This window comes from Lysinibacillus mangiferihumi (assembly GCF_003049665.1).
In the GTDB taxonomy this organism is placed as follows: Bacteria; Bacillota; Bacilli; order Bacillales_A; family Planococcaceae; genus Lysinibacillus; species Lysinibacillus mangiferihumi.
Map to the genome: position 1 here is coordinate 82,318 of NZ_PYWM01000004.1, position 13,931 is coordinate 96,248.

Sequence of the window (13,931 nt, forward strand, 5' to 3'; positions counted from 1 at the left end):
TCAGAATTTTAAGCACTTATTTCTTTGCTTATTTTTCTACAGTTATTGGTAGTGGTTTATGAAGCATCCAAACGATCAGCACATTTATAACCATCGCTACAAATCCAACTGTTGTTAATCCTAAAATAAAAGGTGTGGCACTAATACTACCAAAAATATTGCTAAAGTATGCTTGAACGGAATAATACATTGGTGAAATATGGCTAATCCACTCATACGGTAAATACATCATTTCACGAGATATTGTTGCACCGTTAGCGATTGTCTGAATTAATAAAATTGGAATGTTTAAAATCATTCCCGCTTCCCCAATTAATAATACAACAACCGCATTGAAGTTAAAGCATGCCCAATAAATCAAAATTTGTTGTCCTAATATTTGGAAAAATACATCCATTCCTGATAAATCATTGATAGCAAATGACATGCCCGTTGAAACGAGCCCAGCCAAAATACCAATGAGTATCGCTGTTAATTGCATATAAACGAATAAACGTGTTTTCGTTGCTTTCCCACGATTTGCTTTCAACGCTCCTACTAATTGCATGGCGCCAATCATAGCACCTACATACAGCGCCATCGTTAAGAACATTGGCAGCATATTGTTATGCATACCGTCTGGCACATCATTAATTGTCTCGATATTTCCTACATAGCTATTTTCAATTTGCTCTGCTAATTTGGCTGCTTGCTCTTGTGGTAAATGTAAGTTCATTAAAATCCCTTGCGCTGTTTGTTGTGAAAACTGTGCACTTAGTTGCTCATTTAGTTGCATAACAATTTGTTGCATAGAGGACGATACAGCGGTTGCACTTGCTTCGTTAATGGAGAAATCAATGCTTGATGAAACATCTCCTTTTTGTAAATCAGCAGAAAATGTCTCTGGAATGTGAACGACTAACGCTAAGTCGTTTTTCTCTAACTCTTTTAATGCCTCTTTATTAGTAATATCTGTTTCAATATCCTTAAATGGAAGCTGTTCAGTTAAGCTATCAGCTATTTGGGCACCATATTCCCCTTTATCATCATTAATAATCGCAATTGGTAATGCATCAATATTGCCTGGTATCGCTGTGTAACCTGGTAGGAAGATACCCAACATACATACAGCATAAAAGATCCCCATAAAAATAGAGCCCTTGGCACCTTTCGTTTTTAAAAATTCTTTAAACTTCATTTAATTAGTACTTCCTTTCTACGAACACCTAGTCTATTTATAATCTAAACAAAGTAGTTTAATTTAAGTAGTTTAATTAAACCGTGAGTGTAATTCTACAAAAATACTGTTTACTTTGCAATAAATACATATAGCCGACTATCATTAATTTTTATTTTTTGTCCAAACTGTGAAGTAGAAAATGGCATGTTATCAACATTACAAAAAGTTAAACACACATTGCGCAACAAAAAAGCATTGCAGTTAAAAACTGCAATGCTTTTTATAGTGTATAGCCCCCATAGGCATTACCTATTCATCTCGTTAAATAAATCATAGCCATAAAATAAAAATTTTAATTTTACTTTTATAATACATTGTTCAATTCTTCTATTTTTTTCTTCTTCCGAATACTCCATTGGCATTTTTACACAAACACCTAAATCAATCCACTTGATTATTTCTTGTTCTTTATCCCAATAGATATGTTCTAGTTTAAAATCAAAATCATATCGATTGACACTCATCATTTCCTTTTTGGCTTTAATCAATTGATTAAGAATTTTTCTTAATTCTTCAAGACTTATACCCTCTTTTAGCATCTCTAAAAGCGTTTTACCCTTTGCTTTTTCTATAAATAAATAATCTCTTTTTTTATATGCGAACATCTTAGGAAAATATGGACTATCATGTAACTCTAACAAAGCACAAATATCATTATCGCCTTTTCCGTCTGGTAATAACTTCTTTAATATAATTTCTTGTTCTTTATCCTCAAAAACAATGGAACGTCTTCTAGAATTTTGTATAATTTTCACATCTTTATTTAATACTCTTTTAAAGTTATATAAGTAAATTGAATTCTTACTTTCTTTCGGTAGCTTATGAAAAAATTTTGTTATTTGCACAGTCAATGCTCCTTTCATCCATAAAAAAATTTTAAAAAATATTTGCTTATTATTCAATAATTTACAAAAATGTTTTTTAAAAATAATTAAAAATTTAGGAGTGTCAAAATAGCTGTGGACAATTTGTGGGCTTGACAAAAGGATTTGTGGGCAAAAAAAACGTTGGAGCCCATGAGCTCCAACGTTTTTTGATTAATACATTTTTAAATATTGGTCGCGTTCCCATTGGTGTACGGTTGTACGGTACATATCGAACTCGATTTCTTTTGCTTCTTTGAAGTTTGCGTAAATGTGTTCACCTAAAGCTGATTGAGCGACTTTATCTTGTGCAAGTAATGTTAACGCATCGTCAAGTGCTGGTGGTAAATTCGCAATACCGTTTGCTTTGCGTTCTTCTTCTGTCATTACATAGATATTGCGGTTAATCGCTGCTGGTGGCGTTAATTGTTGACGGATACCTTCTAGACCCGCTTCTAAAATAACAGCCATTGCTAAATATGGGTTTGCTGATGGATCCACTGAACGTACTTCTACACGAGTTGAAAGTCCACGTGCAGATGGAATACGAATAAGTGGTGAACGGTTTTGTGCAGACCATGCAACATAACATGGCGCTTCATAACCTGGAACTAAACGCTTATAAGAGTTTACTGTTGGGTTTGTTACAGCTGTGAATCCTTGTACGTGCGCAAGAACACCTGCCATAAATTGCATTGCTGTTTCAGAAAGACCTAGCTCTGTAGATTCATCGTAAAATGCATTTTCTTTACCTTTAAATAAAGATACGTTGAAGTGCATACCAGAGCCTGCTTCACCGAACAATGGTTTTGGCATAAATGTAGCATGTAGGCCGTGTTTACGTGCAATTGTTTTAACAACTAGTTTGAATGTTTGGATGTTGTCACAAGCTGTAATAGCATCTGCATATTTAAAGTCGATTTCATGTTGACCTGGTGCTACTTCATGGTGTGAAGCTTCGATTTCAAAGCCCATTTCTTCAAGCTCTAACACGATATCACGACGACAGTTTTCACCTAAATCTGTAGGCGCTAAGTCAAAATAACCACCGTGGTCATTTACTTCTAATGTAGGTTCACCTTTTGCATCTAATTTGAATAAGAAGAATTCTGGCTCAGGTCCTAAGTTGAAGCTTGTGAAGCCCATATCTTCCATTTTTTTAAGGATACGTTTTAAGTTGTTACGTGGGTCACCAGCGAATGGTTCGCCTTTTGCAGTGTATACGTCACAGATGAAACGTGCTACTTTCCCTTTTTCTGAAGTCCAAGGGAACACTACGAAAGAATCTAAATCAGGATATAAATACATATCCGATTCTTCAATACGCACGAAGCCTTCAATGGATGAGCCATCGAACATCATTTTGTTTTCTAGTGCTTTGTCTAGTTGACTAACAGGAATTTCAACGTTTTTAATAGTACCTAGAATATCCGTAAATTGTAAACGAATGAAACTTACATTTTTCTCCTCGATTAAACGCTTGATGTCGTCTTTTGTGTATTTACCCACAGTTTTCCACACTCCTATAAATTGTCTTGCTTATATCATTACCCTACCCTACTAAAAAAATAATAAACTGATTGTAATTTGAACCATTTCGTATTTATTTTAATAGAATCGGGATAAATCCCCACGTCGGATGGATGATTTTTGCATGCGCTGCGCTTGACGCATTTCTTCGCGCATAATCCGACGTAATTCTGTGTCGGTTAAATCTGGTTCTTCAGCGGCAACAGGATCTGATTTTTTGGCAAATATTTTTTTAATCTTCGCCATATTCATGCCCTGCTCCAAGTAATCTTTTATTTCAAGAAGTATATCGACGTCATTTAATGAAAACATACGACGATTGCCTTCTGTTCGGTGTGGCTCAATTAAATGGTGTTCTTCATAATAACGAATTTGGCGTGCCGAAAGCTCGGTCAATTGCATCACGATACTCATAGATAATAACGGCATAGTTCGTCTAATTTCACGACTCATTTAAGTCCCCCCCAATACCCGCTTATCATATAACGAAAAAAATTCACTGTCAATAAAGATGTTAGGTTTCCTAACATGGTTTTTTAATTTTTTTTAGAATTGATGCAAAATTGTTAAAAACTAGTCAAAATACCTGAACGAAACATACATATTTACAGTTTATCTATTTATATACAAGATAAGCCCCATCACTAAACTGTAATGGGGCCTTTCTAATAAAGTCTATTTTTGTAAGCCTTGAACTGCGCTACAAATAGCAAATTTCACGTGCTCATATGTCAAGCCACCTTGAATAAATGCTGTAAACGGTGGACGAATTGGACCGTCTGCTGTCAGTTCAATACTCGAACCTTGAATAAATGTCCCTGCCGCCATAATAACATCATCCTCGTAGCCTGGCATATAAGCAGGCTCTGGTGCATAATGCGCATTAATTGGCGAGTTGGCTTGAATTTCACGACAGAAAGCAACCATTTGCTCGGCTGTATTAAACGATACCGATTGAATTAAATCTGTACGTTCAGCATGGTAACTTGGGAACGTCGTCATGCCTACTTCCTCTAACATAGCCGCTGTGAAAATCGCACCTTTTAATGCTTGGCTGACTACATGTGGTGCTAGGAAAAAGCCTTGGTAAAAGTCACCTAGCGTATTTAATGTAGCGCCCGCTTCCGCACCAATTCCTGGTGATGTCATACGATAAGCACATTTTTCTACTAAGTCAGCTCGCCCTGCAATATAACCACCTATTTTAGCTAAACCGCCACCTGGATTTTTAATAAGCGAACCAGCCATTAAATCCGCACCTACTTCTGTAGGTTCTTGTGCTTCCACAAATTCTCCATAGCAGTTATCTACAAATATAATAGCATTGGGTGCTAATTCCCGTACCTTGGCACACATTTCTGCAATTTGCGAAATAGTAAAGGATGGACGTGATGCATAGCCTTTTGAACGTTGAATGGCTATCATTTTTGTGTTCGGTGTAATGGCTGCAGCGACTGCCGACCAGTCAACCGTTTCGTTATCGATTAAATCTACATGTCGATAACCAATTTTATAGTCCTTTAGCGAGCCCGTATCTTTGTCTCCTCCATCGACAATCGACTGTAATGTGTCATATGGTTGGCCTGATATATAAAGCAATTCATCACCTGGTCGTAACACGCCGAATAGACTAAGCGTAATTGCATGTGTTCCAGATATGATTTGAGGGCGAACAATTGCCGCCTCTGCTCCAAAAACTTCCGCATACACACGTTCAAGATTGTCACGGCCCTCATCATCATAGCCATAGCCATTGGATGGATGTAAATGAAAATCGCTCACTTGATGCGTTCTAAATGCTGAAAGGACTTTTTGCTGGTTGAAGAACGCCATATTTTCTACTTTCGTATGATATGGGCGGACTCTTTCCTCAATTTTTTCCGCTAATGCTAACGTTTCTGCTGTTAAATGGGTTGTAAAAGTCATTGTTTTCGTCTCCGTTTCAAATTGTTCTTTCCTATCTTATCAATTTGTTTGCAACCCTGCAAAAAATGCTATTGTGTCTAGCTGTTAAATACGCTAAGCTAAGGGGCGGACTTACTACAAATTATTCTCGTTTAAGGAGGGAAAGTGATGGCTTGGGAAGTTTTTAGCATCATTGGGACAATTGCCTTCGCTATTTCCGGGGCAATAATTGCAATGGAAGAAGAATACGATTTATTCGGTGTATATATACTTGGCATTGTAACTGCATTCGGTGGCGGTGCCATTCGTAATTTACTTATCGGTTTACCAGTTACAACGTTGTGGGGACAGGATATGATGTTTCAAATTGCAATCGCTGCCATTACGATATTTTTTATTTTTCCTCATCATCTTATACAGCATTGGCATCGTTGGGGCAATTTTACAGATGCCATAGGCTTATCGGCTTTTGCTATACAAGGTGCATTATATGCAGTGAAGCTCAATATGCCCATTAGTGCGGTTATTGTAGCCGCAGTCTTAACTGGTTCAGGTGGTGGAATAGTTCGTGATTTATTGGCAGGACGTAAGCCACTCGTGCTACGTGATGAAATCTACGGTGTCTGGGCAGCACTTGCTGGTCTACTGATTGGATTGGAATTACTAGAAGGGGATATCTTTTTATACGTGTTATTCGGGGTTATTACGATTTTACGAGTTCTTTCATATATGAAGAAATGGCGCTTACCTTTGCGAAAATTAAATCGAGCTTAAGTATCTTTAAAACAGAAAGGGGCTGGGACATAACTAAAAAAATTTAAGAAACAGACGAAAGGTGTTCATAATTTTTTGCTATATGGAGAACTTAGCTATTCTTGCTTTTGCAATAAAAAAATTAGAAGTGTTCACTAGTTGTTGGTAGCGAAGACGGTGACTCCAGCTCAGAACAGCACATAATGTTAGACGCTGGCATTCCGCGCGCAAGCAGAGGGTTGCGGCTTACTGTGCTGAGCGGAAAGCACCGCCGTAGCGGACAACAACGGCATAGCAAAAAAGTGTTAGATTGATTGGGTTCAATCTAACACTTTTTCTCTTTTGTCCCAGTTTCCTTTTTGCTATAGACGATTACGCTCTAAATGTTTAGCTATGATTTTTCCCTATCGGCACTTAACAAATGATTACTTCTCTACCAGCCCGACAGACTCAGCTAATGTCGCCATGTTGCTCACCATAGAGCAAGCTGCATCTAGTATTGGAAAGGCTAATGCTGCACCAGAACCTTCTCCCAATCGCATGTTCATATGAAGCATAGGCTCCACTCCTAACAGTTCAGCAGCAATTTTTGCCCCCGGTTCTTCAGAGGCATGGGAAGGAATAATATAATCTTGCACTTTCGGTTCGAGTTCATAAGCGATAAGAGCAGCGACTGTCGAAATAAAGCCATCAATTACAACGGGCTTACGATTGGCAGCAGCCGCCAGAATTACACCAGCCATCGCACCTATCTCTAACCCACCCACTTTTGCAAGTACATCAATCGCATCATGACGATTCGGTTTGTTTAAGGCAATGGCGTTTTGAATGACTTCAACTTTATGCGCAATTCCTCCTGATCCAACTCCTGCACCGAACCCTGTCACTTCTTGTGGGTGACACGCATGCAGTACGGATAAGATAGCCGCACTTGGTGTAGTATTGCCAATCCCCATTTCACCTGTACCCAGTACATTAACTCCTTGTGCTATTTCTGCCGTTGCTACTTCAATTCCTACTTCAATCGATTGAATCGCTTCTTCCCTTGTCATGGCTGGACCTTTTGCCATGTTATCCGTCCCGTATTTTATTTTTTTAATTATAACACCCGCATCGAGCGGAATATCCTGTTTTACGCCTACGTCCACTGTCACAATTTTGGCATTCGTTATGTTCGCAATAGCACAAACACCTGTTATCCCTTTTGGAAAATTTAATGTTTGAAGAAATGTTACATCTTGCGGATTGGATGTTACACCTTCATCACACACACCGTGATCACCTGCACAGACAATAATTGCTTTGTTATCAATTTTAGGATAGAGCTCTCCTGTAATACCAGCCAATTGTATAGCCAGTGATTCAAGTTTTCCTAAGCTACTCGGTGGCTTGCTAAGAGAATCTATATAGTCCCGTGCTTTTTCCATTATTTCGTTATTAGCATGTTGAATCTGTTGAAGTGTTTGTTGTAATAATTGCATGTCCATTTCTCCTTTTTAATAGCCTATTACATAAAGATTGAAATAAAAAAATGGAAAAACCTGTAGTTTATTTCATAACAAATAAACTACAGACTTTTCCATCGTCTATATCATCCGAAGCAATTAGGCAGGTCTCCTGGCTCAATTTCAACATTTTATAGAACCTTCCCAGCTACGCTAGTGGTATTCTCTATAAAACTCCGTTTTACAGTGGTGGGACCGCTAAAGATTTTCACTTTATTCCCTATTCTCCCAAAGTGGGCACCTAATGCTTTTATGTAATTACTTTAAATTTACGACAAAGTGTTTTTAGTGTCAAGATTGAAAAAATTTTTGTACTCGCACTTTAGTCCAATAAAAAACGAGGTACTTAACAAGCTGACCTGTTACATACCTCGATATACCTTATTATTTAAATTCTAATTCTCCATCATAAGCAAGCATGCCACCTTCAAGGTTTGTTACGTCAAAGCCTTGTGCTTCTAAGTATGCACAAGCATTTGCGGAACGTCCGCCTGCTTTACAAACGATAATATATGGTTTAGTCGTATCTAATTCATCCAAGCGCTCAGGGATTGTCCCAAGGGCAATATGTTGCGCACCAGGGATAACACCTTGTGCTACTTCATCGTCTTCTCGCACATCAATAATGTAAAGGTCTTCGTTTGCATCTAATCGTTCTAATAATTGTGTTGTATCCATCGATTTCATCTATAAAATCCTCCAATATATCAATTTCCTATTACATTATAGCGTGAACGAAAAAAAACAGCTAGTGATGTAACACTAACTGTTTCTATTTACTTTATTTATTCTTCTGCCTCTAAAAATTCGACTTGCTTTGCTGGAACGAATGTAGAAATTGCGTGTTTGTAAATGAGATGCTGTTTACTTTCAGCATCTACTAATAATACTGTAAAGTTATCATAGGATTTCACAGTTCCTTTTAACTGGAACCCGTTTAACAGAAACACAGTTACAAAAACACTGTTTTTACGTAGATGGTTCAAAAACGTATCTTGCAAATTGATTGATTTCATAGAATGCGCCTCCCCTACTCTCTTTCTACCTCTTCATTCCTATAGTAGCATGTTCTACCAAATTATCAATTAGTAATTTTTAGGAATTATTAAAGTTTTTAGTCTTTTCAAATAAAGTGAATATCCATTTTATTGCGGAAATAAGTCAACTGTCTTTTCGCATAACGTCGAGAATTTTGCTTTAAATTTTCGATTGCTTCTTCTAATGTACATCTACCATCTAAGTAATCATACAATTCCTTATAGCCAATCGCTTGAATCGACTGTACACCTCGAATATTTTGTTGCCATAGTCCCTGCACTTCTTGCAGTAGCCCTTTATCCATCATGATATCCACTCGGAGATTAATGCGCTCATAAAGTTCTTCGCGGGACATATTTTGACCAAGTCCTATAATTAAGTGGCGATACAATGGGATTTCTCCACGATTGTGTTCCTCTGACGCCTTTGAAACACCACTTAATTCAATCATTTCTAACGCTCGAATCACACGTCTTGTATTGTTTGGATGAATCGTTTCAGCAGTTTTCGGATCAAGTGCTGCTAACTTAGCATGCATAGCTTCTGGACCTAACTTTTCTAGCTCCTCATAATAAGCTTTACGTGCTATGTCATCAACCTGCTCCTCTGTAAATTGAAAATCATAAAGGACTGCTTGTACATATAGGCCAGATCCTCCAACAATAATCGGTAGCTTACCACGCGCCTGTATGTCACTAATTTTAGACCGTACTAACGCTTGGTATTCCGCTACTGAAAAGGATTCCGTTGGCTCTTTGAAGCTTAATAAGTGATGTGGCACACCTTCCATCTCTTCTTCAGTAATTTTCGCTGTACCAATATCCAAACCTTTATAAATTTGCATGGAATCGCCATTAATAATTTCACCATTGTACTTTTTGGCTAGTTCAATGCTTAGTGCTGTTTTACCTGAAGCTGTTGGCCCAACAATCGCTACGACCTCTGCTTGCTGTATTTTATTTTCTATCATACTTTTCTAACCACCGTAATAAAACTTGATGAACCGCCTGTTGATTGTCTTCATTTAAAATTTCATGTCGTTTATCTTCAAATAAATAGACAGTAACATCTTGTAATCCTGCTGCTGCAAATTGTTCAGCTACGGAATAAACACCTAGACCACTATCACCAACAGGGTCCTTGCTACCGCTGATCAATAGAATCGGCAAGTTTTTCTGTATTTTTTCAATCTCTTTTTTTCGATTCAATACCATAAAGCCAGCTGTTAAGTCAGCAAAAAATTGATTGCTTGGGATAAAGCCACAATATGGGTCGTCCATATATTTTTGCACTTCCTGCTCTACCGAACATAGCCAATCATACCCAGTTTTAGGATTTGGAAACTGCTTATTAAAGCTACCAAAGCTCAACTTATTTAATAAAGGGCTCTCGGTTTCTTTACCGCGCCGCATTGCGAATACTTGCGCAACATAATGTCCTATCCTATGCAACGCTGAAACACTTCCTGTTCCACAAAGAATAACGTTATCAACATTTGTTCCATAAAGTTGAATATACCTTCTAGCAATAAAGGACCCCATACTATGCCCGAATACCATTAAAGGCACATCTGCAAATTGGGCATGTATAGCCATCATGACTTCATGCGCATCTTCCACAACCCGATCAAAACCATTTTTTTCAGCGAAAAAGCCTAATGTGCCATTATAACCTGCCGTCTCCCCATGCCCGCGATGATCATGCATGGACACGGCATAGCCAGCCGCACAAAGAATTTGTGCAAAGTTTACGTAACGACCGCTATGCTCTGCCATACCATGCAAAATATGAAAATGTCCCTTACAGGGAATAGTCGGCGTCAAAATTCGTGTAAACACAAAATGTCCATCAGACATTTTCATATAACGCTCCATCTTTTACACCTCCACATTAGGAAAACTTGTCGCATCTAGAATCGCTTGTTCTAATTGAGCAATATAGATATTTCTTTGTGACTCTGAATAGTGTAAACGCTGCTGCATCACTTGCACTACTTGTTGTTTATAACGTTTCACTGCATCAATATCAAAGTATAGTAAGCCCGTACGACGAATAAAGAAATCACAAGGTGTATACACCATTTCCGCTTCTATGCCGTATAGTAGCATCGCATGTAAAGCGAGGGGCATCGTACTACCATGCTCATGTAAATATTTCACCTGATTAAATAATGCGTCAACATTGGTACCGAATTTTTGCACTAAATGCTTGGCCTCATCATAATTCAGTCCATATTGAACACCTTCTCTTGCTTTATAGGCAGTATAGTCTGGGAAATTAATCGCATTAATGCCCTTTGCACCAGAAAGCGACAACTCACGTGTCATACATGGACTTGCATGCTTAAATTTATGTGTTTTCACAATTTTATCAACGATCGTTTCAGCCATTTGACGATAGCCTGTTAGCTTGCCACCTGCAATGGTCATCAAACCACTTGATGCTGTCCATATTTCATCTTTACGCGAAATTTCAGAAGGATTTTTGCCTTTTTCAAAAATAAGCGGACGTACACCTGCCCAAGAAGATTCTATTGTATCTCTTGTAATTTCGGCTGTAGGGAATACTGTTTTAGCAGCCTCAATTAAATAATCTACATCTTGTTGTGTGGCAGTAGGATGTATTGGATCGCCTTCATAAACTGTATCTGTTGTTCCTATATATGTTTTGCCATCACGCGGAATAGCAAAAGCCATACGACCATCTGGAATATCGAAATAAACGGCTTGTTGCAATGGAAAATCCTTTTCACTAAGAACGATATGGACACCTTTTGTTAAACGTAATTGTTTTTTATCTGTTTGCTTATCTTTGTGACGTACTTCATCTACCCAAGGGCCAGTAGCATTGACGATTTGCGCAGCATGTACTTCCACTGTTTTTCCAGTGATATGGTCTTTTACTTTTGCCCCAATCAGCTTTTTCTTACTATATAAAAACTCTGTCATTTCTGTATAGTTTACACAAAGCGCGCCATATTCAACTGCTTTTTTTAGCACTTCAATTGTTAAACGTGCATCGTCAGTCCGATACTCCACATAATAGCCACCTCCAACTAGCTCATCGCGCTTTAAAAGCGGTTCTAGTGTGGCTGTTTCTTGTGCACTTAGCATCGTGCGACGTTCTTGTTTTTTGACACCTGCTAGTCTGTCATAAACCTTTAACGCCACCGAAGTCGTAAATGGTCCAAGTGTACCATGCTTATATAAAGGTAACAGCATCTTTTCAGGTGTCGTTACATGAACAGCATTGTCATAAACAATTTCACGTTCACGCCCAACTTCTGCCACTACCCCTATATCAAATTGTTTTAAATAACGAAGACCTCCGTGAATAAGCTTTGTTGAACGGCTAGAAGTACCCGCCGCAAAGTCTTGCTTGTCAATTAGTGCAACTGATAAGCCTCTCGACGCCGCATCAAGTGCAATCCCCGCACCCGTAATGCCACCTCCAATGACTAATACGTCAAAGCTATACTGCTCTAAATAATCCATAATTTTAGGACGATGCTCAAATGAAAACATACTTTCTCCCCCATTAGCTATGATTTGAATAAACGTGTAGCCTCCACAGCTCTCTGCCAGCCTGCATAGAAAATCTTACTTTGCTCTACAGTCATTTTCGGTTGATAGGTTTGCCCGTTAACCCACAATGCTGTTAAAGCCTCTTTATTTGGCCAAAAGTTCGTTGCTAGCCCAGCTAAATAGGCTGCCCCGAGCGCGGTCGATTCATTAAGCTTTGCTAGCTCTACCTTTAACTGCAAAATATCACTTTGGAACTGCATTAATAGACCATTACTGACAGCGCCACCATCTACTCGCAACACTTCAATTGGTGTGCCCGCCGCTTCTTCCATTGCATCAAGAACATCTTTCGTCTGGTAAGCTAGTGATTCAAGTGTTGCGCGGATAAAATGTTCTTTCGAAGTACCACGCGTTAAACCAAAAATAGCCCCGCGTGCATCGGTATCCCAGTATGGCGTGCCTAACCCTACAAATGCAGGAACTACGTAAACACCATCGGTATCAGCTACCTTTGTGGCATATTTTTCAGAGTCCTTTGCGGTACGAATCATGCGAAGCCCATCACGTAACCACTGAATAGCTGATCCTGCCACAAAGACACTGCCTTCTAACGCATAGGTCACCTTCCCATCAATGCCCCAAGCAATCGTTGTCAACAAACCATTTTCAGAATGTACCGCTTGGTCACCCGTATTTAATAACATAAAACAACCGGTACCGTACGTATTTTTAGCCATGCCTTTTGCAAAGCATGTTTGACCGAAAAGAGCGGCTTGCTGGTCACCGGCAATTCCTGCAATTGGAATTTCTTCACCAAAAAATATACTTGGTGCCGTTTTCGTATAAATTTCTGACGAGTTTTTCACTTCTGGCAACATCGACATCGGAATATTTAAAAGATCGCAAAGTTCTGCGTCCCATGTTAGTTCATGGATATTATAAAGTAATGTCCTTGCCGCATTCGAATAATCCGTAATATGTGCCCTTCCTTTTGATAATCGCCAAACAATCCACGAATCAATCGTACCGAACAGTAAATCACCTTGTTCTGCCTTGGCACGTGCACCATCAACATTGTCTAAAATCCATTTAATTTTTGTTGCGGAGAAATAAGGGTCCAGTCGTAATCCTGTTTTTTGCTGAAACATACTTTCATGGCCCTGTTCCTTCAATGCTGTCACGATGTCTTGTGTTTGCCTTGATTGCCAAACGATTGCATTGTAGACAGGCTGCCCCGTCTGTTTATCCCAAACAACTGTCGTTTCTCGCTGATTTGTAATGCCAATTGCGTGTACTTCGCTTGCTTCATGTCCACTTTCTGTTAACACAGCTGCGATAACAGCGAGTACTGAACCCCATATCTCATTGGCGTTATGCTCAACCCAGCCAGCCTTTGGAAAATACTGTTGAAATTCCTTTTGTGCCACATGGACAATTTCACCTTTATGATCAAATAATATCGCTCTTGAACTTGTTGTTCCTTGATCGATTGCTAAAATAAATTCTCCCATTTATTCCCCTCCTTAGGTTTTCACACCACGCTCGAAATCGCTGTAGGCTTTTTTTAAGGATATTGGTTACAATACGAACGCAT

At 38.7% G+C, this 13,931-nt stretch carries 13 protein-coding genes and 1 riboswitch; of the genes, 1 reads left to right on the top strand and 12 read right to left on the bottom strand.

Going from position 1 to position 13,931, the window contains the following annotated elements:
• Positions 1 to 28: 28 nt before the first annotated feature.
• The 5 genes from C9J37_RS05680 to C9J37_RS05700 form a co-directional block, all read right to left on the bottom strand.
• Positions 29 to 1,177, bottom strand: a complete 1,149-nt coding sequence (locus C9J37_RS05680; protein WP_107894617.1) for a YhgE/Pip domain-containing protein — start codon at positions 1,175 to 1,177, stop codon at positions 29 to 31.
• Between the two features lie 287 nt (positions 1,178 to 1,464).
• On the bottom strand, positions 1,465 to 2,064 hold the full coding sequence (locus C9J37_RS05685) for a protein kinase family protein (RefSeq protein ID WP_107894618.1): 600 nt from the start codon (positions 2,062 to 2,064) through the stop codon (positions 1,465 to 1,467).
• A gap of 192 nt (positions 2,065 to 2,256) precedes the next feature.
• Complete coding sequence (gene glnA / locus C9J37_RS05690) at positions 2,257 to 3,591, bottom strand: type I glutamate--ammonia ligase (protein WP_024361926.1); 1,335 nt, start codon at positions 3,589 to 3,591, stop codon at positions 2,257 to 2,259.
• Positions 3,592 to 3,690: 99 nt separating this feature from the next.
• The gene (locus tag C9J37_RS05695) at positions 3,691 to 4,065 is read right to left on the bottom strand and encodes a MerR family transcriptional regulator (protein WP_069509993.1); all 375 of its coding nucleotides are present in this window, start codon (positions 4,063 to 4,065) and stop codon (positions 3,691 to 3,693) included.
• A 222-nt stretch (positions 4,066 to 4,287) separates the two neighbouring features.
• Positions 4,288 to 5,538, bottom strand: coding sequence for a methionine gamma-lyase family protein (locus C9J37_RS05700; RefSeq protein ID WP_107894619.1), 1,251 nt, complete (start codon positions 5,536 to 5,538; stop codon positions 4,288 to 4,290).
• Positions 5,539 to 5,685: 147 nt separating this feature from the next.
• On the opposite strand from C9J37_RS05700, the gene C9J37_RS05705 reads away from it, so the two are divergent.
• On the top strand, positions 5,686 to 6,291 hold the full coding sequence (locus C9J37_RS05705; protein ID WP_024361929.1) for a trimeric intracellular cation channel family protein: 606 nt from the start codon (positions 5,686 to 5,688) through the stop codon (positions 6,289 to 6,291).
• A 404-nt stretch (positions 6,292 to 6,695) separates the two neighbouring features.
• Here the strand turns inward: C9J37_RS05705 and cobT are convergent, their stop codons facing one another.
• From cobT to glpK, 7 genes are all read right to left on the bottom strand, one after another.
• A complete protein-coding gene (gene cobT, locus C9J37_RS05710) occupies positions 6,696 to 7,751 on the bottom strand; it encodes a nicotinate-nucleotide--dimethylbenzimidazole phosphoribosyltransferase (RefSeq protein ID WP_107894620.1) in 1,056 nt (351 codons plus the stop codon).
• 109 nt (positions 7,752 to 7,860) lie between these two features.
• Positions 7,861 to 8,035, bottom strand: a riboswitch (cobalamin riboswitch).
• A 124-nt stretch (positions 8,036 to 8,159) separates the two neighbouring features.
• Positions 8,160 to 8,462 (bottom strand): rhodanese-like domain-containing protein, encoded by a 303-nt coding sequence (locus C9J37_RS05715; RefSeq protein ID WP_024361931.1) that lies wholly within the window; start codon positions 8,460 to 8,462, stop codon positions 8,160 to 8,162.
• Between the two features lie 98 nt (positions 8,463 to 8,560).
• Positions 8,561 to 8,791, bottom strand: coding sequence for an RNA chaperone Hfq (gene hfq / locus C9J37_RS05720; RefSeq protein ID WP_024361932.1), 231 nt, complete (start codon positions 8,789 to 8,791; stop codon positions 8,561 to 8,563).
• A 107-nt stretch (positions 8,792 to 8,898) separates the two neighbouring features.
• A complete protein-coding gene (gene miaA, locus C9J37_RS05725; protein WP_107894621.1) occupies positions 8,899 to 9,783 on the bottom strand; it encodes a tRNA (adenosine(37)-N6)-dimethylallyltransferase MiaA in 885 nt (294 codons plus the stop codon).
• Complete coding sequence (locus C9J37_RS05730) at positions 9,770 to 10,687, bottom strand: alpha/beta fold hydrolase (RefSeq protein ID WP_107894622.1); 918 nt, start codon at positions 10,685 to 10,687, stop codon at positions 9,770 to 9,772. Before C9J37_RS05730 ends, miaA begins: the two co-directional genes overlap by 14 nt.
• Positions 10,688 to 10,690: 3 nt before the next feature.
• Complete coding sequence (locus tag C9J37_RS05735) at positions 10,691 to 12,337, bottom strand: glycerol-3-phosphate dehydrogenase/oxidase (protein ID WP_107894623.1); 1,647 nt, start codon at positions 12,335 to 12,337, stop codon at positions 10,691 to 10,693.
• A 17-nt stretch (positions 12,338 to 12,354) separates the two neighbouring features.
• Positions 12,355 to 13,848, bottom strand: coding sequence for a glycerol kinase GlpK (gene glpK, locus C9J37_RS05740; RefSeq protein WP_107894624.1), 1,494 nt, complete (start codon positions 13,846 to 13,848; stop codon positions 12,355 to 12,357).
• Between the last annotated feature and the right edge of the window lie 83 nt (positions 13,849 to 13,931).

Coding starts and splice junctions, on each gene's coding strand:
- C9J37_RS05680 (WP_107894617.1), bottom strand. CDS start 1,177: ATGAAGTTTAAAGAATTTTTAAAAACGAAAGGTGCCAAGGGCTCTATT.
- C9J37_RS05695 (WP_069509993.1), bottom strand. CDS start 4,065: ATGAGTCGTGAAATTAGACGAACTATGCCGTTATTATCTATGAGTATC.
- C9J37_RS05700 (WP_107894619.1), bottom strand. CDS start 5,538: ATGACTTTTACAACCCATTTAACAGCAGAAACGTTAGCATTAGCGGAA.
- C9J37_RS05705 (WP_024361929.1), top strand. CDS start 5,686: ATGGCTTGGGAAGTTTTTAGCATCATTGGGACAATTGCCTTCGCTATT.
- cobT (WP_107894620.1), bottom strand. CDS start 7,751: ATGCAATTATTACAACAAACACTTCAACAGATTCAACATGCTAATAAC.
- C9J37_RS05715 (WP_024361931.1), bottom strand. CDS start 8,462: ATGAAATCGATGGATACAACACAATTATTAGAACGATTAGATGCAAAC.
- hfq (WP_024361932.1), bottom strand. CDS start 8,791: ATGAAATCAATCAATTTGCAAGATACGTTTTTGAACCATCTACGTAAA.
- miaA (WP_107894621.1), bottom strand. CDS start 9,783: ATGATAGAAAATAAAATACAGCAAGCAGAGGTCGTAGCGATTGTTGGG.
- C9J37_RS05730 (WP_107894622.1), bottom strand. CDS start 10,687: ATGGAGCGTTATATGAAAATGTCTGATGGACATTTTGTGTTTACACGA.
- C9J37_RS05735 (WP_107894623.1), bottom strand. CDS start 12,337: ATGTTTTCATTTGAGCATCGTCCTAAAATTATGGATTATTTAGAGCAG.
- glpK (WP_107894624.1), bottom strand. CDS start 13,848: ATGGGAGAATTTATTTTAGCAATCGATCAAGGAACAACAAGTTCAAGA.